Origin of the sequence: Sedimenticola sp. (assembly GCF_050289425.1) — a bacterium.
Taxonomy (GTDB): domain Bacteria; phylum Pseudomonadota; class Gammaproteobacteria; order Chromatiales; family Chromatiaceae; genus Sedimenticola.
Genome location: NZ_JBNKFS010000005.1, coordinates 48513 through 70216, shown reverse-complemented (window position 1 = coordinate 70216; position 21704 = coordinate 48513). Strand labels below are relative to the sequence as shown.

The following is a 21704-nucleotide window of genomic DNA, read 5'->3' as shown; positions in this document are numbered from 1 at the left end:
ACGGTTTTATTACTACCCTATTTTCTTCCGCAATGCAGCATAAAGAATTTCAATACAAAGGATTAAAGTATTTATCGTTCTTAATACTTCGCAATTGAGTATGCTCTATGCCGTTGCTACATCTATTTGCTTGTTATTACTAAGGTTTTACCTGAACTTTCAGGTATTTTCCTAATGAGCATTATGGGAGATACCGAACATGCCTGCTTTCCAGCTGAGTTCCCAGACCGCCGGCCAACGCATCCGAGTCAACGCACCGCTGGCTGAGGACGATGACCGGATCCTGACTCCGGAGGCATTGCAGTTTGTGGCGGATCTTGAGCGACGCTTCGGTAAACGGCGCAAACAACTGCTGGGACTGCGTGAAGACCGGCAGCGGCGGTTCAACCAGGGTGAACAGCCCGGCTTCAGGATTGAGACCGCGGAGATCCGGGCAGCCGACTGGCAGGTTAAACGCGCGCCGGCCGATCTGCAGGACCGCCGCGTAGAGATCACCGGGCCGGTGGATCGAAAAAGGGTCATCAACGCCCTCAACTCCGGCGCCAGCTGTTTCATGGCCGATTTTGAAGACGCCCACTCCCCCACTTGGCACACCACCGTTGAGGGTCAACGCAACCTGTTCGAGGCGGTACGCGGCACCCTCACATACCAAAGCCCGGAGGGACAAGCCTATCGGTTGGCCGAGCAGCGGGCTACCCTGATGGTGCGCCCACGCGGTTGGCACCTGCCGGAGAAACACCTGGAGGTCGATGAACAGCCGGTCTCCGCCAGCCTGTTCGACTTCGGGCTGTTCATGTTCCACAACAGCCTGCAGCTGTTGGAGCAGGGTAGCGGCCCCTATTTCTATCTGCCCAAGCTGGAGAGCTATATCGAGGCCCAGCTTTGGGCCGATGTGTTCGCCTACGCCGAGGAGAGTCTGGGCCTGAATCACGGCAGCATCTGCTGTACCGTGCTGATCGAAACCCTCCCGGCCGCCTTCGAGATGGAGGAGATCCTCTACACCTTGCGGGACTACGCTGTTGGACTAAACTGTGGTCGTTGGGACTATGTCTTCAGTTTCATCAAACGATTCCATGCCAATCCCGACTGGGTACTACCGGATCGCAACCAGATCACTATGGAATCGGGGTTTTTGCGGGCCTATTCCCGTCTGCTCATAAAGACCTGCCACCGTCGCGGTGCACACGCCATAGGCGGCATGGCCGCCCAGATCCCGATCAAGGACGACCCGGTTGCCGATGCCAAGGCGCGGGACAAGGTTCGTCTCGACAAGGAACGCGAAGCGAATGATGGCCACGACGGCACCTGGGTTGCCCATCCCGGACTGGTGCCGGTGGCGAAAGCGGTCTTCGATCGCATCATGCCGCAGGCGAACCAACTTAGTCGTCAGCAGGATGAGCGGGACATCGACGAGGCCGAACTGCTGACACCGCCGACCGGCCCGATTACCGCCGCCGGTCTCCGCCACAACATCCGTGCCGGACTGCGCTATCTGGCGGCCTGGCTGGGCGGTCAGGGAGCCGTCCCGATTGAAAATTTAATGGAAGATGCGGCCACTGCCGAAATTGCCAGAGCCCAGATCTGGCAGTGGATACGCTACCCCAAAGGGATCCTGGAAGATGGACGCAACATCACCTTCGAACTGTTTCACGAAGGCGTTGCACAAGAACTGGAGCAGATCCGACAGGAGGTGGGACCCAGCGCCTTTGCCGCCGGTCACTTCCTGACGGCAGCAAACCTGTTCAGCGAGATTATCGCCAATGATCGCTTTGTTGAGTTCCTGACACTGCCCGCATATCAAACGCTGGCCTGATATAACCGACTAACCAAAACCGTGGGTCCCCCGCCATCCGGCGGATGATTGAACGGAGGAGGTTTGATGAGAGCAATACTGAAGGAGATTGTTATATGAACCGTAAACAACAGATAGAAGCCTTGGAGAAAGACTGGGCAGAAAACCCCCGTTGGGCAACCGTTAAACGCGGCTACTCGGCAGAGGACGTCGTCCGTCTGCGTGGCTCAGTCCAGCCCGAGTACACCTATGCCAAGCGTGGTGCAGACAAGCTATGGGATCTGGTACACGGCAGCGCCAAGAAAGGCTACGTCAACTGCATGGGCGCCATCACCGGTGGCCAGGCAATGCAGCAAGCCAAAGCGGGCATTGAAGCAATCTACCTTTCCGGCTGGCAGGTCGCCGCCGACGGCAACACCTCCGAAACCATGTACCCCGACCAGTCCCTGTACGCCTATGACTCGGTTCCGACCATGGTTCGTCGCATCAACAACGCCTTTAAACGGGCTGATGAGATCCAGTGGTCCCGTGGTACCGGACCGGAAGACGCCGGCTATATCGACTACTTCCTGCCCATCGTGGCGGACGCGGAAGCCGGTTTCGGCGGCGTATTAAACGCTTTCGAGCTGATGAAGAACATGATCGCCAACGGCGCTGCCGGCGTACACTTTGAAGATCAGCTGGCTGCCGTCAAGAAGTGCGGTCACATGGGCGGTAAGGTATTGGTTCCGACCCAGGAAGCGGTGCAAAAACTGATTGCCGCCCGTCTGGCGGCCGACGTCTGCGGCGTGCCCACCCTGCTGCTGGCACGTACCGATGCCGAGGCAGCTACCCTGCTGACCTCCGACTTCGATCCCAACGACAAACCGTTCGTCACCGGCGCACGTACTCCGGAAGGCTTCTACAACGTGAAGAACGGTCTGGAGCAAGCCATCTCACGCGGTATCGCCTACGCTCCGTACGCCGACCTGGTATGGTGTGAGACCGGTACCCCGGATCTCGGTTTTGCCCGCGAGTTCGCCCAGGCGGTCCTGGAGGCCAACCCCGGCAAACTGCTGGCCTACAACTGTTCCCCCTCTTTCAACTGGAAGAAGAACCTGGATGACGCCACCATCGCCAAATTCCAGGACGAGCTGTCCGACATGGGCTACAAGTACCAGTTCATCACCTTGGCCGGTATTCACAACATGTGGTACAACATGTTCGATCTGGCCTATGACTACGCTCGCGGCGAAGGCATGAAGCACTATGTCGAGAAGGTACAAGAGCCTGAGTTCGCGGCACGCGAGAAGGGTTACACCTTCGTTTCTCACCAGCAAGAAGTGGGTGTCGGCTACTTCGACGACGTCACCACCACCATTCAGGGCGGTGCTTCGTCGGTAACCGCGCTGACCGGTTCCACCGAAGAGGAACAGTTTGAAGGTTAATCAACTTTCATAACTGCGCAATCGGCCACGCCCGCAAGGGTGTGGCCGATTTTACTTAGGGCTCGCGAAAGGGTAATTTCGTCGTACCGAAGGCGCTCCCGGGTCACGCTGGTGGGGGTCCAGGAGCGACTGAATACAAGAACTTAATCTTTCGCGAGTCCTTACCAAGGAGAAAATATGACTCAAGCGCCTACCGCCCTGGAAAAAACGGCTGACATCTACGACGAGCATGAGTCCGACATACAAGTCTGTGAACCCCTGTTCCGCGACTACGGCGGGCACGCCCGTTTCAGCGGTGAAATCGTCACCATCAAATGCTTCGAAGACAACTCCCTGGTGCGCGAGCTGCTGGGGAAACCGGGCCACGGCCGGGTCCTGGTGGTGGATGCAGGCGGCTCGCTCCGCTGCGCCATGCTGGGAGATATCCTGGCACAGAAAGGGGTCGACAACGGTTGGGCCGGCGTGCTGATGTACGGCTGCATTCGCGATGCCAAAGAGATCTCCAGCATGCCGCTGGGCGTCAAGGCACTCGCCACCATTCCGAAAAAGAGTGTCAAAAAAGGGGTCGGCGAAGCGGATATTCCGGTCACGTTCGCCCAGGTCACCTTCCGGCCCGGCGACTGGCTCTACGCCGATGAGGATGGCGTGGTGGTTTTGCCGATGGACGAGTGATCGCCCATCGGCACGCAACCCTATAGTAACTTCAATCCTGACAGGTTACACTTGGGCCACCTGTAAAACGGCTGCGGCATCCGCATTGCAGCCCGCGATACCGCATACTGCCACATGAATATCAGCATACGGCAACGCGCAAGGGCACAGAAAGGACGCTACGCCATGACGCTGGCCGGCTGTCTCCTGTCCCTGCTCATCTGGACCCCAGATACATCCGCCACCCAGCGAGATCCGGCGACACCTCCCACCGTCACGCTGGTCACCGCCCACCTGCTTCCCTACAGCATCCAGGAGGGGAGAGAACAGGGATTCATGGTGGAGCTGGTGCGGGAGATCGAGCGGAGACTGGGAACCAACCGACCCGTACGGTTCCTGCCCTGGCCAAGGGCGATCCGCAACACCCGCCTATCGCCGAATCACATCATTTTCCCCCTCACCCGAACGCAAGAGCGCGAACCCTATTTTGACTGGGCCATTGAAGTGGCCCCGATCCATATGGTCTTCGTGACACTGAACGGTCGACGACTGGATCTTGAACAGGCACGTCAATTGGGCGCCATCGCCGTGCAGCAAGACACCCCGTTTGAACAGTATCTGCGGCAACAGGGCTTCACCAACCTGGTGGTGACCACCAGTGCAGCCCCTATTCCCATCCGCATGCTGAGGGCCGGCCGTGTGCAAGCCTGGTTCACCGCACGCGATCTGGCCGCTTACTCCATGAAAGAGCAGTTTGTTAGCGGCCCCATTAGCTACAGTGATCCGATTACCAGCGGTCATGTCTATATCGCGCTGTCGAAAGCGTTTCCGGACGATCTCAAAGACGCTTATCAAAGCACCTACCGGGCCATGCTGCAGGATGGCACCTATCAGCGCATCATGAGCCGCTACCTGCGCAACTGACCCTTCAGCACAAACAACCCCATCCCCCCGGATAAAGCGGCAACACCCGGTATCCCGGTGCCGTTTTTTACATCCAAGTTGTTTTTTTTACACCAAACCCGAAAACCACCAACGCAAGCCCACCAGCTCGCGCCGCCAATCCCATTTCTTTTCCTTGACTATCATTCACTTGCAAATCAATCACGAACATATTTCCCAACCAATGGAAGTTGGCACAACCCTTGTAACAGTATGGTGATAATCCGGTCGACGACGCCTACGGGTGACGGAAGAAGACCTACACTCAATGATCGGACGCCTACCTATTCAGTGACGGAGAGATGCAATGCCCTTTGAACTCGATTTACCCGGGACCTTTAACGCCGCGGACTACTTTGTGGATCGGAACGTCAGGGAGGGGCGAGGAGGCAAGATCGCCGTTCGCTGTGGTAGCGTCAGTCTCAGCTACAGCGATATCCAGTCCGGGGTAAACCGCTTCGGTAATAGCCTGCAGCATCTCGGGGTACGCATGGAGGAACGGGTCGCGCTGCTGATGCTCGACACCGGGCTCTATCCCCAAGCCTTTTTCGGCACTATTAAGCTGGGTGCCGTTCCGGTCTGCCTCAACACCCTGATGCGTCCCAAGGATTACGAATACTTCCTCAACGATAGCCGCGCCCGGGTATTGGTGATCGATGCCCACCTACTGCCAAGCCTGGAGCCGATCCGGTCCAAATTGCGTTTTGTGCAGCACATTATCGTGGTCAACGGCGAAGCACCGGAGGGCGATCTCGCCCTGGAGACGCTCTGGGCAGACCAGCCGGATCAGCTGGAGGCGGCACCCACCACACCGGATGACGCCTGCTTCTGGCTCTACAGCTCCGGCTCCACCGGCCAACCCAAGGGCACCGTCCACCTGCATCGCGATATGGTCTACTCCTGTGAAACCTACGGCAAGCAGGTACTGGGGGTCAAGGAGGGGGACGTCTGTTTCTCTGCCGCCAAACTGTTCTTCGCCTACGGCTTGGGTAATGGGCTCTATTTTCCCTTCAGCGTCGGCGCCACCGCCGTCTACCTGTCTGCCCGGCCGACGCCGGAAGCCGTCTACGAAACCATCCGTGAGCATCGTCCCACCATCTTTTACGGCGTACCGACCCTCTACGCCTCGATGCTGGAAGCCGAAGGCTCGCTGGACGGGGTACGCATCTGCGTCTCCGCCGGTGAGGCGCTGCCGGCCGATATCCTGAAGCGCTGGCGTGACCGCTTCGGCGTCGACATCCTGGACGGCATCGGTTCCACCGAACTGGTGCACATTTTCATCTCCAACTATCCGGGCGAAATCACTCCCGGCAGTACCGGCCGTCTGGTGCCCGGCCACGAAGCGAAGATCGTCGATGAAAACATGCAAGAGGTACCCCAGGGCGAAGTGGGCACCCTGCTGGTCAATAGCGGCAGCGCCGCTGCCTACTACTGGAATAAACGGGAAAAGACCCGCCAGACCATGCTCGGCCCGTGGCTCAACACCGGCGACAAATTCTTCATGGACGAGAATGGCCTCTACTTCTATGCCGGCCGCACCGACGACATGCTCAAGGTGGGCGGCATCTGGCTGTCCCCGATTGAAGTGGAAGCCTGCATCATCTCCCACCCGGCCGTGCTGGAGTGCGCCGTGGTCGCCGCCACTGATGCGGAAGACCTGGTTAAACCCAAGGCCTATGTGGTGCTCAAGGGTGGGCAACAACCGAGTGATGAACTGGCCGAAGAGATCAAGCTGTACGTCAAGAACACCCTGGCTCCCTATAAATATCCCCGCTGGCTCGAGTTCATCGACGAACTGCCAAAGACCGCCACCGGCAAGATCAAACGCTTTGAACTGCGCAAGTTGGACAGCACCGAATAAGACGTTACACAGGCACTGAAAACACCGCGTGACAGGCGTCACCGGGTCCACCCGGGACGCCGACAATCGGCACAAAAGACGCTTTTGCGCTGACCATAATCATAGAGAGGAGAAACAGATGAGCGATCAGAAAAAACCCGGCATCAGCCGGCGCGATATTATCAAAGGCGGCGCGGCCGCCGCCGGACTGGTGACGGCATCCAGCCTGATCCCCACCCGTTTTGCTATCGGTGGTATGGCCAAGGTAAAAGTCGGCATTCTACTGCCCTACACCGGCACCTACGCCAAGCTGGGCACCAATATCCGCGATGCCCTGCAACTGCGCATCCAACAGAACGGCGGCAAACTGGGTGGTCGTGAAGTGGAGTTCGTCAACGTGGACAGCGAGGCGAAACCGCCCAAGGCACCGGAGCTGACCAATAAACTGATCAAGAAAGAGCAGGTGGATTTCCTGGTCGGCCCGGTCCATTCGGTGGTCGGCATGGCGATGGTAAAGATGGCACGCGAGGCCGGCCTGATCACCATCATTCCCAACGCCGGCGCCAACCAGCTCACCGGCTCGCTCTGTGCACCGAATATCTTCCGCACCTCCTTCTCCAGCTACCAGATCGGCTACCCCGGCGGCAAAGCGATGCTGGAAGATGGCCACAAGAATGTGGTCCTGATGTACTGGAACTACGGCTTTGGCAAGCAGGTTTCAGCGGGATTCAAGGAGTCGTTCCTGGCCGGTGGCGGCAATATCGTGAAAGAGATCCCCACCCCGTTCCCCAAGGTGGACTTCCAGGCTTACCTGACCGAGTTGGCCGCCCTCAAACCGGATGCGGTCTTCACCTTCTACGCCGGTGGCGGTGCGGTGAAATTCGTCAAGGACTATGCGGCAGCCGGACTCAACAAGAGCATTCCGCTGTACGGTGCCGGTTTCCTCACCGAAGGCGTTACCGCGGCCCAGGGCGAAGCGGCGGAAGGAGTGCGGACCGTCCTGCACTATGCCAACACCCTGGATGTGCCGGACAATCTCTCCTTCCGTGCGGCGTTCAGGGTCGCCACCGGTAACGAGGCCGACGTCTATGCGGTACAAGGCTACGATGCCGGCAGCCTGCTGGTACAGGGCATGGAGGCGGTACAGGGTGACACCGGTGCAAGGGCCGACATGATCAAATCAATGGAGAAGTCCATCATTGACAGCCCACGAGGCGGATTCACCTTCTCCAAATCGCACAATCCGATCCAGAACATCTATCTGCGAGAAGTGCAAAACGGCGAGAACCGGGTCCTTCGAACGGTTCAGGACGCGGTAGAGGATCCGGCCCTGGACTGCAAGATCGGCTGAACGCTGGCATGGGCCTGATGAGCCCTTTCGCCTGGCGGCCACGGGCCGTCAGGCACCCCCGATCTCTCTTTTTGCCACTTGAGGCGTTATGCATAGTTCCTTCTACCTGATCCAGCTCCTGAACGGACTGCAGTACGGCTTCCTGCTGTTCCTGCTGGCCAGCGGACTGACACTGATTTTCGGCATCATGGGCATCATCAACCTGGCCCATGGCGCCTTCTATATGATTGGTGCCTACCTCTGTTACTGGTTGACCGGCATTACCGGCAACCTGTTCACCGGTATCCTGCTCGCCATCCCGCTGAGTATCCTGTTTGGTTACGCGGTGGAGCGGCTGGCCATCTCTTACCTGTACCGACGTGACCATCTGTACCAGGTGTTGCTCACCTACGCCCTGATCCTGATCGCCAACGAGTTGCAGAGCATCCTCTGGGGCAACGACGTACACAGCGTGGCGGTCCCGGCGCTGCTGAAAGGCTCGATCCAGTTGACCGCCAATCAGGCTTACCCGGTTTACCGGTTGTTCATTTCCGGCGTCTGCATCCTCCTGGCGCTGGCCATGTATTGGGTGATCCAGAAGACCCGCCTGGGCATGACTATCCGCGCTGGTGCCAGTAATCGGGAGATGGTGCAAGCGCTGGGCATCAACATCAACTGGCTATTTGCCATCGTCTTCAGCCTGGGTGCCACCCTGGCCGCCTTTGCCGGTATGCTGGCGGCGCCGGTGAGCAGTGTCTATCCGGGTATCGGCGACAACATCCTGATCATCTCTTTCGTGGTGGTGGTGATCGGCGGTATCGGTTCCATCAAGGGGGCCTTCATCGGCGCCCTGTTGATCGGTCTGGCCGACACTTTCGGCAAGGTCCTGTTACCTGAAATGGCGAGCATGGTGGTGTATGCACTCATGGCCGCAGTTCTGTTCTGGCGCCCGCAAGGGCTGTTCGGCAAGGTCTAGGCGAGGCAATCCATGCATACCGTTACCCGTCCCATTGTTATCTTTCTCTTTGTCTGCCTGGCCTTGCTGCTCCTGTTTCCGCTGGTGGGCAGTTCGTTCTACACCGGGCTGGTGACCAAGATCATGATCCTCTCGATCTTCACCATCAGTCTGGATCTGCTGATCGGCTTCACCGGCCTGGTCAGCTTCGGCCATGCCGCCTTTTTCGGCATCGGCGCCTACCTGCTGGCGATCCTGTTCGGCGACCTGGAGCACATCAACTACTGGTGGTCACTGACCCTGACACTGTCGCTGACCGGACTGGCCGCGCTGCTGGTGGGCTGGCTCTGCATCCGAACCTCCGGCATCTATTTCATCATGCTGACTCTGGCGTTTGCCCAGATGTTTTTCTACTTCTTTTTCGAGTCACCCCACTTCGGCGGTGACGACGGCATCTTCATGATGAACAAGCCGGAGATCACCCTGGCCACCCGGCAACTGGTGGATCTGGACAACGAACACCACTTCTATTACTTCGTGCTGGCCTGGCTGGTGGGTGTCTACCTGTTCCTGAGTATGATCCTGCGTGCCCCCTTTGGTCATGTGCTGATCGCCATCAAGGCGAACGAGCAGCGGGTGCGGGCGCTCGGCTATTCCACCCCGCACTACAAACTGGTCAGCTTCATCATTGCCGGCACTATCGCCGGCCTGGCCGGATTTCTGGAGGCGACCCACACCAGTTTCATCACCCCCGCCTACCTGGGTTGGCATGAATCGGGCATGGCGATCATGATGGTCATTCTGGGCGGCATGGGGACACTGTTCGGGCCAGTCATCGGTACCTTTATCGTGGTACTGCTGCAAGATTTTCTGCCCAACTTCACCGAGCATTGGAAACTGATCATGGGTGCCATCATTATCTTTGTGGTGCTGTTTCTGCCGAATGGAATCGCCGGCCTGATCCACAGCGTCAGCAACCGCTTTGCCAAGCAGACCACCGGGAGGGAGGGATAATGTCTGAGATGATCCTGCGCACGGAACATCTGTGCAAGAATTTTGGCGGTCTCACGGCGACCAACGATGTCTCGCTGGAATTTGAGCGGGGCAAGGTACACGCCATCCTGGGACCCAACGGAGCCGGCAAAACCACCCTCATCAATCTGTTATCCGGTGAATTGATGCCGAGCAGCGGACGCATCCTGTTCAAGGGCTACGACATTACCAATGCCCGCCCGGAGAAAGTCTCCCGCATCGGTATCGGCCGCAGCTTCCAGAAGACCAATATCCTTCCAGGATTCACCTGCTTCCAGAATTGCTGGGTCGGCGCCCAATCCTGCCTGATCACCTCGATGCGCTTTTTCCGTCCCGCCAAACACTTACGCATGGTGCATCGTCGCGCCGATCACGCGCTACAACTGTGCGGCCTCTCCGAAAAACGCAACTGGATCGCCGGCACCATGAGTTATGGCGAACAGCGACAGTTGGAGATCGCCATGATGCTCGCCACCGAACCGGAATTGCTGCTATTGGACGAACCGCTGGCCGGCATGGGTAGCGAAGAGTCACATCAGGTGACCGCACTGTTAAAAGAGCTGGCGAAGACCCAGACCCTGATCCTGATTGAACACGATATGGACGCCGTTTTTTCGCTGGCGGACCGGATTACCGTCATGGTGGACGGCGCCGAATTGGAGACTGGCAGTGTGGAGCAGATACGCAACAGCCAGGCGGTACAGGACGCCTACCTGGGCCACGACGATGCGGAGGATGCGGCATGAGCACCCCTTCCGCCACCCCGCTGTTACAGGCCGAGGGCTTGCACACCTATTATGGCGACAGCCATATCCTGCGCGGCATCGACCTCACCATTGACGCGGGTGAGACGGTCAGTCTGATGGGGCGCAACGGTATGGGTAAAACCACCACCCTACGCTCCCTGATCGGCCTGACGCCGCCGCGCTCCGGGCGCATCACCATCCGCGGCAAAGAGGCCACCCGATTGAGCACCCACCAGATCATCCGCCAGGGGATCGCCTTCGTACCTGAAGACCGGGGTATTTTCCCCAACCTCAGCGTGCTGGAAAATCTCACCATGGCGGCCCGCACCGGTCCGGACGGGCGTGACGAGTGGACCCTGGATAAGGTGCTGGAGCTGTTTCCGCGCCTGGGTCAGCGGCTGACCCACATGGGCAATCAACTCTCCGGTGGCGAACAACAGATGCTAACCATCGCCCGGGCGCTGATGACCAACCCTGACCTGATCATCCTGGATGAGGCCACCGAAGGACTGGCACCGTTGATACGGCTGGAGATCTGGGTGGTGATTCGCCACATCAAGTCCACCGGTATCGCCTCGATTATTGTCGACAAGGACATCAATGCACTGCTACCGATCTGTGACCGCAACTACATCATCAACAAGGGTGAAGTGGTGTATCACGGACGCTCTCGTGAGCTGCTGGAAAATCCCGAACTGCACAAGCAATACCTGGGAGTGTGACGGCAAAGCAACGACCCGGAACGGTTAGTGGTGAGGCAAAAATGAAACTGTGTAGAATGATGGGATCACTATGCACGCGATCAGCCGACTCTTCTCCGCCATCACCTTACGCAAGCCGTTCTGGTTGTGGGTGGCTATCTGCATGCTGGTCGGGGTCAGCACGGCGGCTCTGGTGGGCATACTGCAGACCACCGACGCGGTTCGAATGGAGGCGCGCAAACGCTTCTTCGAACAGTACAACCGCCAACAACTGATCCTGGCCAAGCAGGCGGCCCACTCCATCGAAGAGACCTTTGCCACCTTCCGACGCAATCTCAGTCTGGTCGCCAGCCTGTTTGAAGAGAAGGGGGTCAGCCGCGAACGGGCACAGCTGCTGAGCGGCAGTCTGCAACGTATGTACGAAAGCCTGATGGAGACCGACATCATCGATCTGGTGGTGTTCGACAAGGCCGGTACGGTGGTCGCCATCAGCCCCTCGGATGAGTACACCCTGGGGCGCAACTACGCCTGGCGTGACTATTTCCGCTGGGCGCGGGACGAAGGACGGCCGGGGCAGATGTACCTCTCCCCCTTCATGCGCCTGGAGGGTGGCCAAAACCGAGGCGACAAGGCGCTGATCGTGGCGCAAGGAATCTACAACAAACGGGGCGATTTCAACGGCGTCGCCATGTTCACCCTCAACTTCGACAAGCTGGCCAAACGGCAGGTATTGTCGGTCACCATCGGCGAGCACGGCTTCGCCTGGCTGGTGGATAACAACCAGCAGTCCGTGCTGGTGGATCCGCTGGGACGGGTCACCGACAGGGGCTTTGAGGAAACCTTCCTGCCACGCTGGCCGAAACTGTATAACCTGCTGATCTCCATGCGGGACGGCAAACCGGGAACCGGCAGCTATGAGTTTGTCGATCCGATTGACCCGGACAAGGCGGTCAGCAAGCTGGTGGGGTACCAGCCGGTGCGCATTGAGGACCGGCTCTGGACCCTCGGCGTCGCCACCCCGACCCGCGAGGTGGACGCCCTGCTCTCTTCCTTTATGCAGCAGCAGGAGCGCTACTCCGGCACTCTGGTGGTGATCATTTTCACCGGCACCTTCATTCTGCTCAGCGCCCTGCTCTCCTGGAACCATATCCTGGCTATCCAGGTGGACCGCCGGACCCAGGACCTGGCCGACGCACGCGCCCGGCTGGAATCGACCTTCGACGAACTGCTCGCCTCCAAGAAACTGGCCGCGGTCGGTCATCTGGCCCTCGGTCTGGCCCACGAGATCCGCAATCCCCTGTCGGCCATCCGCATGAATATCCAGATGATACGCAAACGCACCCAACCGGCTGGACCGCTGCAGGAACACTTCAGTATCGTCGAGGAAGAGATACTGCGCCTCAACCGGCTGGTGAATGACGTCATGGATTTTGCGCGCGCCCGCCCGCTGCGCCTGGAACGGACCAGCCTCAACCCCATTATTCACCGGGTGATGCGGCTGTTCGCCCAGCGTTTCAAGGAAGCCGGCATCCATACCGAATTACAACTGCGGGATGACCTGGAAGTGACCTGTGACCCGGAGCAGATTGAACAGGTGGTGCTGAATCTGATATCCAATGCCATCGAGGCGCTGGAAGAGCGTGACGGCTACCGTGAACTAATCCTGATCCTGCGCCGTCACCGCCCCTACCTGTCACTGCAGGTGATCGACAATGGCCAGGGGATTGCCGCCGAAGACCTGGACAAAATCTTCGATCCCTTCTATACCACCAAGGTCTCCGGTGGCGGTCTCGGCCTGCCGACCCTGCAGAGCATCGTTTTACGTCACCAGGGCACCATCACGGTGGACAGCGCCGCCGGAGAAAAGACCTGCTTTACCCTGTTGCTGCCGCTGGACGGACCCACTGAACAAACCGAGAAAGAGAGCTGATGAAAAAAGCCCTGATAGTCGATGATGACCGCGCCATCCGCCGCACCCTGGAGTTGCACCTGATCGAAGAGGGCTATGAGGTACTGACGGCAGAAGACGGTCTGCGGGGCGTGGAGCTGGCACTGGGGGAACCGGTAGACATGGTACTGCTGGATCTGCGTTTGCCAAAACTGGACGGATTTGAGGCCCTGCAACAGATCAAGCAAAAAAAACCGGCCCTGCCGGTCGTGATGATCACCGCCTACGACGACATGCATACCGCTATCGAAGCGATCCGCCTCGGTGCCATCGATCACCTGGGCAAGCCACTGGACCTGGACCAGTTGGATGAGGTGATCGCCAAGATCAGTGAGATGGCCGCGCTGGTGGAGAGCGGCATCCCCTTCTGTGACACCTCGGAATGTACCTTTCAGCCCAACGTCATCGTCGGTCGCAGCAAAGGCATGAAGGCGGTCTACAAAACCATCGGTGCGGTAGCCGACACCCGCGCCTCGGTGCTGCTGTATGGCGAAAGCGGCACCGGAAAGGAGATGGTGGCCCGGGCCATCCACTTTAACGGCCAGTACCGTAATTATCCGTTCATCCCGCTGGTCTGCTCTTCGCTGGCGCCCAACGTGCTGGAGAGCGAGCTGTTCGGTCATGAAAAAGGCGCGTTCACCGGAGCCATCAAGCAGAAGCTGGGCAAGTTCGAGCTGGCCCATGGCGGCACCCTGTTTCTGGACGAGATCTCCGAAATCTCTCCCGACATCCAACTCAAGCTGCTGCGTTTTCTGCAGGAGCGGGAATTCGAACGGGTAGGGGGAAACGAAACAATCAAGAGTGATGTGCGGGTGATTACCGCCAGCAACAAGGACTTGGCCAACCTGGTCAGCCAGGGCGCTTTTCGGCAGGATCTCTATTATCGCCTCAAGGTAGTCACCATTGAGCTGCCGACCCTGCGCGAACGCCAGGAGGACATCCCCCTTCTGGTGCAGTATTTCCTGGAGAAGATTCGTCGCGAAATGGGCCGCTCCGTAGAGTTGATCCCGGAAGAGACTATGGAGCAGTTGAAAACCTACCCCTGGCCCGGCAACGTTCGCGAGCTGGAGAACGCCCTGCGTCGCGCGGTGCTGTTGTCACCGAGTGATGTGCTGTTACCCGAGACCCTGCAGCTGGAGAGCGACACCCCGCAGACGCGGCTGCCACTGCTGATCAAAAGCATTCAGGAGATGGAGAAAGAGCACATCGAAAATATCCTCCGCTTCACCGGCTACGAAAAAAAACGCGCGGCACAGATACTGGATATCTCCCGCCCTACTCTCAACACCCGTATCCGTGCCTACGGCATTGAGGTACCGGAAAAATAGTTTTCCCAGCCCGGAACATGCTTTAAATTCTGTTGGAAAAAGAAGACGTTACCGGGTATTGTTCAGGCCAGATAGATTCAGGGAATGAATATAACCATGCCCTGAGCAGAAGACGTTGAGTCATCCCGTTACCCAAAAAGAACCTGAGAGAACCACACACCTCCGCCCGCCGGAACCGGCACGCGATCGGGATGAAGGCGTGCCGATACCGCTGCACGACAGCCGCTTTATCGTTACCTTGGGTTTCCTGGCCATCCTGCTGCTCACCCTGGCCACAGTCAGTATCACCATCTACCAGTTGCGCTCCGCCAACCAGAAGGTCAACCGCCTGATCGATCAGAGCAGCCAGAAACTGGAACTGGTTTACGCCATGCGGGCATCCCTGCAGCACCATATTGACAGCCTCTACAACGCCATCCATGAACCCAACCGCTGGCTCCGGCCCCATCACCGGCTTGACTTCATCCGCTATTTCCAGCAGTTTCAGGGCGACCTTGACCGCTTCGCCAATCAGGCCTTGAGCAACACCGAGCACGAGCGGCTGGAACAGATCAGCCAAGCCGCCCTCCGGGTCCATCCGGAAGCCGAGGCGATCATGGCGGCGCTGCTCGAGGACCCTGCCGCTGACCAGCTCGAATCCCTAACCGGCCGTGCCGGCACCGGACAACGTATCGTGCTACCCCTGCTCGATCAACTGATCCAGCAGGTGAAACGGGAGACCCGGCACGCCATCGGCACGAGCCGGGACAACTACAACAATACCGAACGGTTCCTGTTCTGGCTGACCGCCCTGTTGCTGCTGATCAGCCTCGGCATCGCGTATCTGGTCATCCGTCAGACCACCGACCGAAATCGCCAGATCTTTCACCAGGCGACCCACGACTCCTTGACCCATCTGATCAATCGCCAGGAGTTTGAACGGCTGATCGACAGTGCCGTCATCCATTGCCGCGACCAACAGCAACGCCACACCCTGCTCTATCTCGATCTGGATCAGTTCAAGGTGATCAACGACACCTGCGGCCATGTAGCGGGGGACGCCATGCTGCGCGACCTCACGGCGGTGATCAATTTCTGCCTGCGCAAGGGCGATATACTGGCGCGCCTGGGTGGAGACGAATTCGGCATCCTGCTGCACAACTGCACCCTGGCCCCCTCTACCCATGTAGCGGACCAGCTTCTGGAGGCGATCCGTAATTTCCGCTTTGTTTGGGGCAGCAAGGCTTTCACCGTCAGTGCCAGTATCGGCATCTATCCGATAGACGCGACCACGGCGGACAGCACCACCGCCCTCAGCGCCGCCGATACCGCCTGCTATACCGCCAAAGATACCGGGCGCAACCGATACCACATCTTCGATGCCAGCAATCGGGAACTGGAACAGCGATTCAGCGAGATGGGCTGGGTCAACCGACTGACCGAAGCGCTGGAACAAGAGCGCCTCTGCCTCTACTTCCAACCCATCACCTCGCTGGCCGGAGAGCAGGGGAACAACCGCCACTTTGAAGTACTGCTACGACTGAAAGACAAGCATGCCGGGATTATCTCACCAGCCACCTTCCTGCCGGCCGCCGAGCGCTTCGGCCTGATCACGACACTGGATCGCTGGGTGGTCAATCGAACCTTTGACTGGATGAACCACCATGCCCGCTTTAACAGCCAATTCGGCATGATATCGGTCAACCTGTCCGGTCACTCTATCGGCGACCCGGCGTTGCTCCGACTGATTACCGAGCGGCTCGCCGACGCACAATTTCCGGCCAAGTGTCTCTGCTTCGAGATCACGGAAACCGCCGCCATCTCCAATATCGACCGGGCCGGTGAATTCATCTCGGCATTGCGAAAACTGGGCTGTCACTTTGCCCTGGACGATTTCGGCAGCGGCCTCTCCTCATTCGCCTACTTAAAACAGCTGCCGGTTGATTACCTGAAGATCGACGGCTCTTTTGTACGTGACATGATCAAAGATCCGCAGGATTTCGCCATGGTCAAGGCGATGAATCAGATCGGTCAAATCATGGGTAAGCAAACCATCGCCGAATTTGTCGAGTGCCAGGATACCGCTGAGCGCCTGAAGTCGATCGGGGTCGATTTTATTCAAGGCTATTACCCCGGCCGGCCGCAACCCCTGACCATTCGCAACCTGATCCGCAGCAACCGGCTCACCCGTCAGCGCGCACAGCCCGCACCGCAAGCGGAACTGGCACTCGCTCCTGGCTAGACTAAGATTTTAGCGCTTGCAACGCATCGGTCAGCGGTTCGGCAGTGAGCTGCCGATACTGAGCCTCATCCTGCGGCACACAGCCACCCGCCATCTCGTACCACCCGTAACCGCTGCTCCAGCCGGGCAACTGACCACTGCCCTGGGGCCGCCGCGGCAGGCAATAGAGGGTGTCGGGAAAAGCGATCAGGTTATAGGGGACCTGACGACCATGCAGATCCTGAATGTAGGACCAGGACTCTTGCGCAGAACCGAAACGGAGACAGTCTGACGGGTAGTCCACGTCGCCGCCGTTGTGCGACCAGTGATCCGCCGCGATCGGCAGCGGCTCGTCGCGCACAAACAGATGACCGTGGAGATGATTGACCGAAGCACAGGCACCAAAGCTGTTATAGCCGATCCCCACACCCGGCAATGCCGCTTGCAGCGCCCCGATCACCCGCCAAATATAGTCGTGGTCAGCCTGATGCAGAAGCTGCGGCCGCCCTTCACGCGCCTCTGGCACCAGCAACCCTAGCAACCGAACGAAGGGAAATTTATTGTATAGCAGCGAGACGTCCCGCCCCTGCAACTCACCACGCCAACATATCTCCTTACGCAGGAACGGTTTGGCAAAATGAAACTCATCCGGGTTAAAGGGGGCGGAGAGCCCGGCCACCTGCCGCTCAATCATGCGCGGAGGCCTGAGCGCACGCAGTGAATTGAACTGCAACTCCCAAGGCCCTGCCTGGCGCCACTGCACCGGCGTAATGGCGTCGAACCCCATCTCCATCAGCTGCGAAAATACCCGTCGATCATCCTGGGCATCGTCCAACGAGCCGCCTTGCCGGGAATCGCCGTGCAAGCGTGCCAACCGTTCGAATTTTTGCCGCAACGGGACGGACAACTCATCCCATATCTCCGGGTCAATCATGGCGTTGGCCAGCACCAGGATAAACACTCCCAGCTCATCATAGCCAGTCAGCATCTCCCTCAGTCCGCGGCCAAATGCCGACCGGTACGCTTGCTGCGAATCAAATAAAGAAGTACTCATCACACTCAATCAACAAAAGGAAGGCAGATAACCGCCGAATAGATACTCAGCCACAACAGCTACCATCATCGCGCACCTTGCCGCGAGAAAGATAACGCCGTAGCGGCCTAATCGACATCACCAGCAAAATCAGCAACGTCAACATGGAGAACACCACCGGTAACTCGGTACCGCCCTCACCCACTTGAGCGAGATCGGCAATCAGGTCGATAGAGAAACCCGCCACGGCCATATCCAACACCAACCCCAGCAGGATACTGACGCCGCCGACACCAAACAGGTAAGCCGCCAGAGACCGCCCCCCCAGTTCACGCCGCACCATCACCAGGCTGGCGATATTGCTGGCCGGCCCCGCCAACAGGAACACCAGTACAGTACCGGGTGAAACACCGGCGAACAGCATGGCATGAGCCAGCGGCGTGCTGGCGGTAGCACAGACATACATCGGCACCGAGATCACCAACATCAATAACATGGCAAACAAACCACTGCCCCAATCACTCAGCAGATTGGGTGGTACCAGCGTCAGCACCAGCGCGGCCGCCAGTAGCCCCAGGAACAACCACAGGGCTAGGTCATCCAGCAGATCGGTAAAGGCATAACGCAACCCGTCCAGCGTACGTTGCCAAAACCCGTCCTCGTACTCGGCATTCAGTACCTTGTCCGGTGCCGTCGAGGTCGCACTGCAACCGCAGCAGGTATCTGCCACCGGCGTCTCGTTCAGCGGCGCTGCTACCGTTGGCACACTCTTATTGTCTTCTAAGCGACCGACCAGCAGGCCGGCGACCAGCGCCGAGACAACTGCCGCCACGGGGCGGATAATGGCCATCAAGGGACCGAGCAGCACCCAGGAGAGCGCCACCGAATCGACCCCCGTTTCCGGCGTGGCAATAAGAAAGGCGGTGGTAGAGGCCTTGGATGCCCCGGCCCGACGCAGAGACATGGCCGCCGGCAGGGTACTGCAGGAGCAGAGAGGCAAGGGCGCCCCCACCAAGGCGGCCCGCATCACCGGCCTCAGGCCCCGGCCGCCCAGCATCTGGCCGGCCAGATGAACCGGCAACCAAGCCCGGATCAGCCCGGCGGCAATCAATCCGAACAGCAGCCAGGGCGCGGACTCCAGGGCCAGCGCCAGGAGGTTATCAAAAAAGGTATTCATGGCAACGGATTATAAGCCAGTTGCCAGCCCTGGGAAGGGTTAACGCACCCCCACCCGTAGATGTTACATAAGGTAACAGGTAACACCCCAGACACCACGCCCTATCGCTACTTGCGGTAACAAAAAATCGGCTCAGCGACCCACCTAAAATTCCCCTATATTCAGTATCTATTTGATAGAAATAGGAATTGTATTTTCTGGCCTAAATCATGCAGAATGAAGCGCGGTCGCCTGGGGAGGATTCCCGTATCCGTACTTCAGATGGAATTCGACTGATATGGCTCCGGTTATGATGCATCTGTAGTTGACCGGAACATGGGGTCGAGACGAGCGCGCACTATTAATAATCCGGAGGACTTAAATAATGAGTACACAAAATACGTCTGGGATGGCCTACTGGAAGGCCAACGTCAGACTCATCTCAATTTGTCTGGTGATCTGGGCCGTATGTTCTTACGGTTTCGGCATCATCCTTCGCCCTGCACTGGCCGGCATCAAGATCGGCGGCACTGACCTTGGATTCTGGTTTGCACAACAGGGTTCCATGATCGTATTCCTGGTGTTGATCTTTTTCTACGCCTACAAGATGAACCAGTTGGATCGTCAGTTTGACGTTCACGAAGACTAATAAGGGGTTCGATTAATGGAACTGCAAACATTAACTTTTATCGTCGTCGGTCTGACCTTCGCGCTCTATATCGGCATCGCCGTATGGGCCCGTGCAAGCACGACTGGCGAGTTCTATGCCGCCGGCCGTGGCGTACACCCGGTCGCCAACGGCATGGCCACCGCTGCAGACTGGATGTCCGCGGCTTCTTTCATCTCCATGGCCGGCCTGATCGCTTTCAAGGGCTACGATGCGTCCCTGTTCCTCATGGGCTGGACCGGTGGTTATGTACTGCTGGCCATGCTGCTGGCCCCTTACCTGCGTAAGTTTGGCAAGTTCACCGTACCGGAGTTCATCGGTGATCGCTTCTACTCACAGACCGCCCGTATCGTGGCGGTTATCTGTCTGATCGTAGCCTCCATCACCTACGTAATCGGTCAGATGAAGGGTATCGGTGTCGCCTTCTCCCGCTTCCTGGAAGTGGACTTCACTACCGGTCTGCTGATCGGTATGGCAATCGTGTTCTTCTACGCCGTACTCGGTGGCATGAAGGGCATCACCTACACCCAGATCGCCCAGTACTGCGTGTTGATCATGGCCTACACCATCCCGGCCATCTTCATCTCCCTGCAGCTCACCGGCAACCCACTGCCACAGCTGGGTCTGTTCGGCAACGTCAGCGACGGTACGCCGCTGCTGACCAAGCTGGACCAGACAGTCGTCGATCTCGGCTTCTCGCAATACACGGCGCAGAAAGGTGGCACCCTGAATATGGTGCTCTACACCTTCTCGCTGATGATCGGTACCGCGGGTCTGCCCCACGTGATCATCCGCTTCTTCACCGTACCCAAAGTCAAGGATGCCCGTTCATCCGCCGGCTGGGCACTGGTCTTCATCAGCATCCTCTACACCACCGCTCCGGCTGTGGCTGCCATGGCGATGCTGAACCTGGCCAACACCGTACAACCCGGCCCTGTGGCGGCGGCTGACGGCGCCCTGGAATACGAAGCACGTCCCCAGTGGTTCAAGAACTGGGAAAAAACCGGTCTGTTGAAGTTCGAAGATAAAAACAAGAACGGCCGTGTTGAGTACCGTAACGGTGACACTAACGAGCTGAAGGTTGACCGCGACATCATGGTACTGGCCAACCCCGAGATCGCGAAACTGCCGAACTGGGTGATTGCCCTGGTGGCAGCCGGTGGTCTGGCAGCGGCACTCTCTACCGCGGCCGGTCTGCTGTTGGCTATCGCCTCCTCCATCTCGCACGATCTGTTGAAGGGCATCTTCAAGCCCGACATCACGGAGAAGGGTGAGCTGCTGGCGGCGCGTATCGCCATGGCTGGTGCCATCGCCGTAGCCGGTTACCTGGGTCTGCACCCACCCGGCTTCGCCGCACAAACCGTGGCGTTGGCCTTCGGTCTGGCCGCTTCCTCGATCTTCCCGGCGTTGATGATGGGTATCTTCAACAAGCGCATGAACAACACCGGTGCAGTCGTTGGTATGTTGGTGGGTATTACCTCCACCCTGGTCTACATCTTCTGGTTCAAGGGCTGGTTCTTCATCCCGGGTACCGCGATGGCGGCCAACATCCCGGCCAACCACATCCTGGGCATCTCTCCTGAGGCGTTCGGTGCTGTCGGTGCCATCCTGAACTTCGTTTCAGCTGTTCTGGTATCCAAGGTGACTGCAGAGCCACCCGAGCATATCCAGCACATCGTCGAGGATATTCGTATCCCGAAGGGTGCAGGTGGTGCCACCGGCCACTAATCACAGTCAGTTAATGTGATGTAAGATAGGGCCTGCCTCGTGCAGGCCCTTTTTTTGTCCAGGGATTGATGTAGGGGCAACCCCCTGTGGTTGCCCTCTGTTTCAGGGGCATCTTAAGCTTGGGTAGGCACAGGGGCCCACCCCTACAGGCCGGGCGGTGTTTTTTCAGATTCGGCGTAGGAGCAACCCCCTGCGATTACCCTGGAGAACGGATTACCGATAGGAAAG

At 58.4% G+C, this 21704-nt stretch carries 17 protein-coding genes; 15 read left to right on the top strand and 2 right to left on the bottom strand.

The genetic code is table 11. The features are described from left to right. The first annotated feature begins 199 nt into the window (after window positions 1–199). From aceB to ACQY5R_RS04695, 13 genes are all read left to right on the top strand, one after another. The gene (gene aceB, locus ACQY5R_RS04755) at window positions 200–1813 is read left to right on the top strand and encodes a malate synthase A (protein ID WP_428605176.1); all 1614 of its coding nucleotides are present in this window, start codon (window positions 200–202) and stop codon (window positions 1811–1813) included. A gap of 95 nt (window positions 1814–1908) precedes the next feature. Continuing rightward, window positions 1909–3219, top strand: a complete 1311-nt coding sequence (gene aceA, locus ACQY5R_RS04750) for an isocitrate lyase (RefSeq protein ID WP_428605173.1) — start codon at window positions 1909–1911, stop codon at window positions 3217–3219. 177 nt (window positions 3220–3396) lie between these two features. Then, window positions 3397–3891: a ribonuclease E activity regulator RraA gene (rraA, locus tag ACQY5R_RS04745; RefSeq protein WP_428605171.1), complete on the top strand. Its 495-nt coding sequence runs from the start codon at window positions 3397–3399 to the stop codon at window positions 3889–3891. Between the two features lie 114 nt (window positions 3892–4005). Then, on the top strand, window positions 4006–4794 hold the full coding sequence (locus tag ACQY5R_RS04740) for a substrate-binding periplasmic protein (protein ID WP_428605169.1): 789 nt from the start codon (window positions 4006–4008) through the stop codon (window positions 4792–4794). A 325-nt stretch (window positions 4795–5119) separates the two neighbouring features. Further along, a complete protein-coding gene (locus ACQY5R_RS04735; RefSeq protein ID WP_428605166.1) occupies window positions 5120–6673 on the top strand; it encodes a benzoate-CoA ligase family protein in 1554 nt (517 codons plus the stop codon). 118 nt (window positions 6674–6791) lie between these two features. Continuing rightward, window positions 6792–8003 carry an ABC transporter substrate-binding protein gene (locus tag ACQY5R_RS04730; RefSeq protein ID WP_428605164.1) on the top strand — a complete coding sequence of 404 codons (1212 nt, stop codon included), beginning with the start codon at window positions 6792–6794 and terminating at the stop codon, window positions 8001–8003. An 88-nt stretch (window positions 8004–8091) separates the two neighbouring features. Beyond that, window positions 8092–8958 carry a branched-chain amino acid ABC transporter permease gene (locus ACQY5R_RS04725; RefSeq protein WP_428605161.1) on the top strand — a complete coding sequence of 289 codons (867 nt, stop codon included), beginning with the start codon at window positions 8092–8094 and terminating at the stop codon, window positions 8956–8958. A 12-nt stretch (window positions 8959–8970) separates the two neighbouring features. Beyond that, on the top strand, window positions 8971–9951 hold the full coding sequence (locus tag ACQY5R_RS04720; protein ID WP_428605159.1) for a branched-chain amino acid ABC transporter permease: 981 nt from the start codon (window positions 8971–8973) through the stop codon (window positions 9949–9951). Then, window positions 9951–10715: an ABC transporter ATP-binding protein gene (locus ACQY5R_RS04715; protein ID WP_428605157.1), complete on the top strand. Its 765-nt coding sequence runs from the start codon at window positions 9951–9953 to the stop codon at window positions 10713–10715. Before ACQY5R_RS04720 ends, ACQY5R_RS04715 begins: the two co-directional genes overlap by 1 nt. Continuing rightward, complete coding sequence (locus ACQY5R_RS04710) at window positions 10712–11437, top strand: ABC transporter ATP-binding protein (protein WP_428605155.1); 726 nt, start codon at window positions 10712–10714, stop codon at window positions 11435–11437. The genes ACQY5R_RS04715 and ACQY5R_RS04710 overlap by 4 nt, the downstream gene beginning before the upstream one ends. 70 nt (window positions 11438–11507) lie before the next feature. Further along, on the top strand, window positions 11508–13346 hold the full coding sequence (locus ACQY5R_RS04705) for a sensor histidine kinase (protein ID WP_428605152.1): 1839 nt from the start codon (window positions 11508–11510) through the stop codon (window positions 13344–13346). Beyond that, window positions 13346–14692: a sigma-54-dependent transcriptional regulator gene (locus ACQY5R_RS04700; protein ID WP_428605150.1), complete on the top strand. Its 1347-nt coding sequence runs from the start codon at window positions 13346–13348 to the stop codon at window positions 14690–14692. Before ACQY5R_RS04705 ends, ACQY5R_RS04700 begins: the two co-directional genes overlap by 1 nt. 115 nt (window positions 14693–14807) lie before the next feature. Next, window positions 14808–16913, top strand: coding sequence for a putative bifunctional diguanylate cyclase/phosphodiesterase (locus ACQY5R_RS04695; RefSeq protein ID WP_428605147.1), 2106 nt, complete (start codon window positions 14808–14810; stop codon window positions 16911–16913). A 1-nt stretch (window position 16914) separates the two neighbouring features. Here ACQY5R_RS04695 and ACQY5R_RS04690 read toward each other — a convergent pair whose 3' ends face one another. After that, window positions 16915–17946 carry a hypothetical protein gene (locus ACQY5R_RS04690; RefSeq protein WP_428605145.1) on the bottom strand — a complete coding sequence of 344 codons (1032 nt, stop codon included), beginning with the start codon at window positions 17944–17946 and terminating at the stop codon, window positions 16915–16917. Between the two features lie 46 nt (window positions 17947–17992). Beyond that, window positions 17993–19102: an SO_0444 family Cu/Zn efflux transporter gene (locus ACQY5R_RS04685; protein WP_428605143.1), complete on the bottom strand. Its 1110-nt coding sequence runs from the start codon at window positions 19100–19102 to the stop codon at window positions 17993–17995. Between the two features lie 364 nt (window positions 19103–19466). Between ACQY5R_RS04685 and ACQY5R_RS04680 the strand changes: the two genes are divergently transcribed. Further along, a complete protein-coding gene (locus ACQY5R_RS04680; protein ID WP_428605140.1) occupies window positions 19467–19730 on the top strand; it encodes a DUF4212 domain-containing protein in 264 nt (87 codons plus the stop codon). Window positions 19731–19745: 15 nt separating this feature from the next. After that, window positions 19746–21476, top strand: coding sequence for a sodium:solute symporter family protein (locus ACQY5R_RS04675; protein ID WP_428605138.1), 1731 nt, complete (start codon window positions 19746–19748; stop codon window positions 21474–21476). Window positions 21477–21704: the final 228 nt, after the last annotated feature.

Coding starts and splice junctions, on each gene's coding strand:
- aceB (WP_428605176.1), top strand. CDS start 200: ATGCCTGCTTTCCAGCTGAGTTCCCAGACCGCCGGCCAACGCATCCGA.
- aceA (WP_428605173.1), top strand. CDS start 1,909: ATGAACCGTAAACAACAGATAGAAGCCTTGGAGAAAGACTGGGCAGAA.
- rraA (WP_428605171.1), top strand. CDS start 3,397: ATGACTCAAGCGCCTACCGCCCTGGAAAAAACGGCTGACATCTACGAC.
- ACQY5R_RS04740 (WP_428605169.1), top strand. CDS start 4,006: ATGAATATCAGCATACGGCAACGCGCAAGGGCACAGAAAGGACGCTAC.
- ACQY5R_RS04735 (WP_428605166.1), top strand. CDS start 5,120: ATGCCCTTTGAACTCGATTTACCCGGGACCTTTAACGCCGCGGACTAC.
- ACQY5R_RS04730 (WP_428605164.1), top strand. CDS start 6,792: ATGAGCGATCAGAAAAAACCCGGCATCAGCCGGCGCGATATTATCAAA.
- ACQY5R_RS04725 (WP_428605161.1), top strand. CDS start 8,092: ATGCATAGTTCCTTCTACCTGATCCAGCTCCTGAACGGACTGCAGTAC.
- ACQY5R_RS04720 (WP_428605159.1), top strand. CDS start 8,971: ATGCATACCGTTACCCGTCCCATTGTTATCTTTCTCTTTGTCTGCCTG.
- ACQY5R_RS04715 (WP_428605157.1), top strand. CDS start 9,951: ATGTCTGAGATGATCCTGCGCACGGAACATCTGTGCAAGAATTTTGGC.
- ACQY5R_RS04710 (WP_428605155.1), top strand. CDS start 10,712: ATGAGCACCCCTTCCGCCACCCCGCTGTTACAGGCCGAGGGCTTGCAC.
- ACQY5R_RS04705 (WP_428605152.1), top strand. CDS start 11,508: ATGCACGCGATCAGCCGACTCTTCTCCGCCATCACCTTACGCAAGCCG.
- ACQY5R_RS04700 (WP_428605150.1), top strand. CDS start 13,346: ATGAAAAAAGCCCTGATAGTCGATGATGACCGCGCCATCCGCCGCACC.
- ACQY5R_RS04690 (WP_428605145.1), bottom strand. CDS start 17,946: ATGAGTACTTCTTTATTTGATTCGCAGCAAGCGTACCGGTCGGCATTT.
- ACQY5R_RS04685 (WP_428605143.1), bottom strand. CDS start 19,102: ATGAATACCTTTTTTGATAACCTCCTGGCGCTGGCCCTGGAGTCCGCG.
- ACQY5R_RS04680 (WP_428605140.1), top strand. CDS start 19,467: ATGAGTACACAAAATACGTCTGGGATGGCCTACTGGAAGGCCAACGTC.
- ACQY5R_RS04675 (WP_428605138.1), top strand. CDS start 19,746: ATGGAACTGCAAACATTAACTTTTATCGTCGTCGGTCTGACCTTCGCG.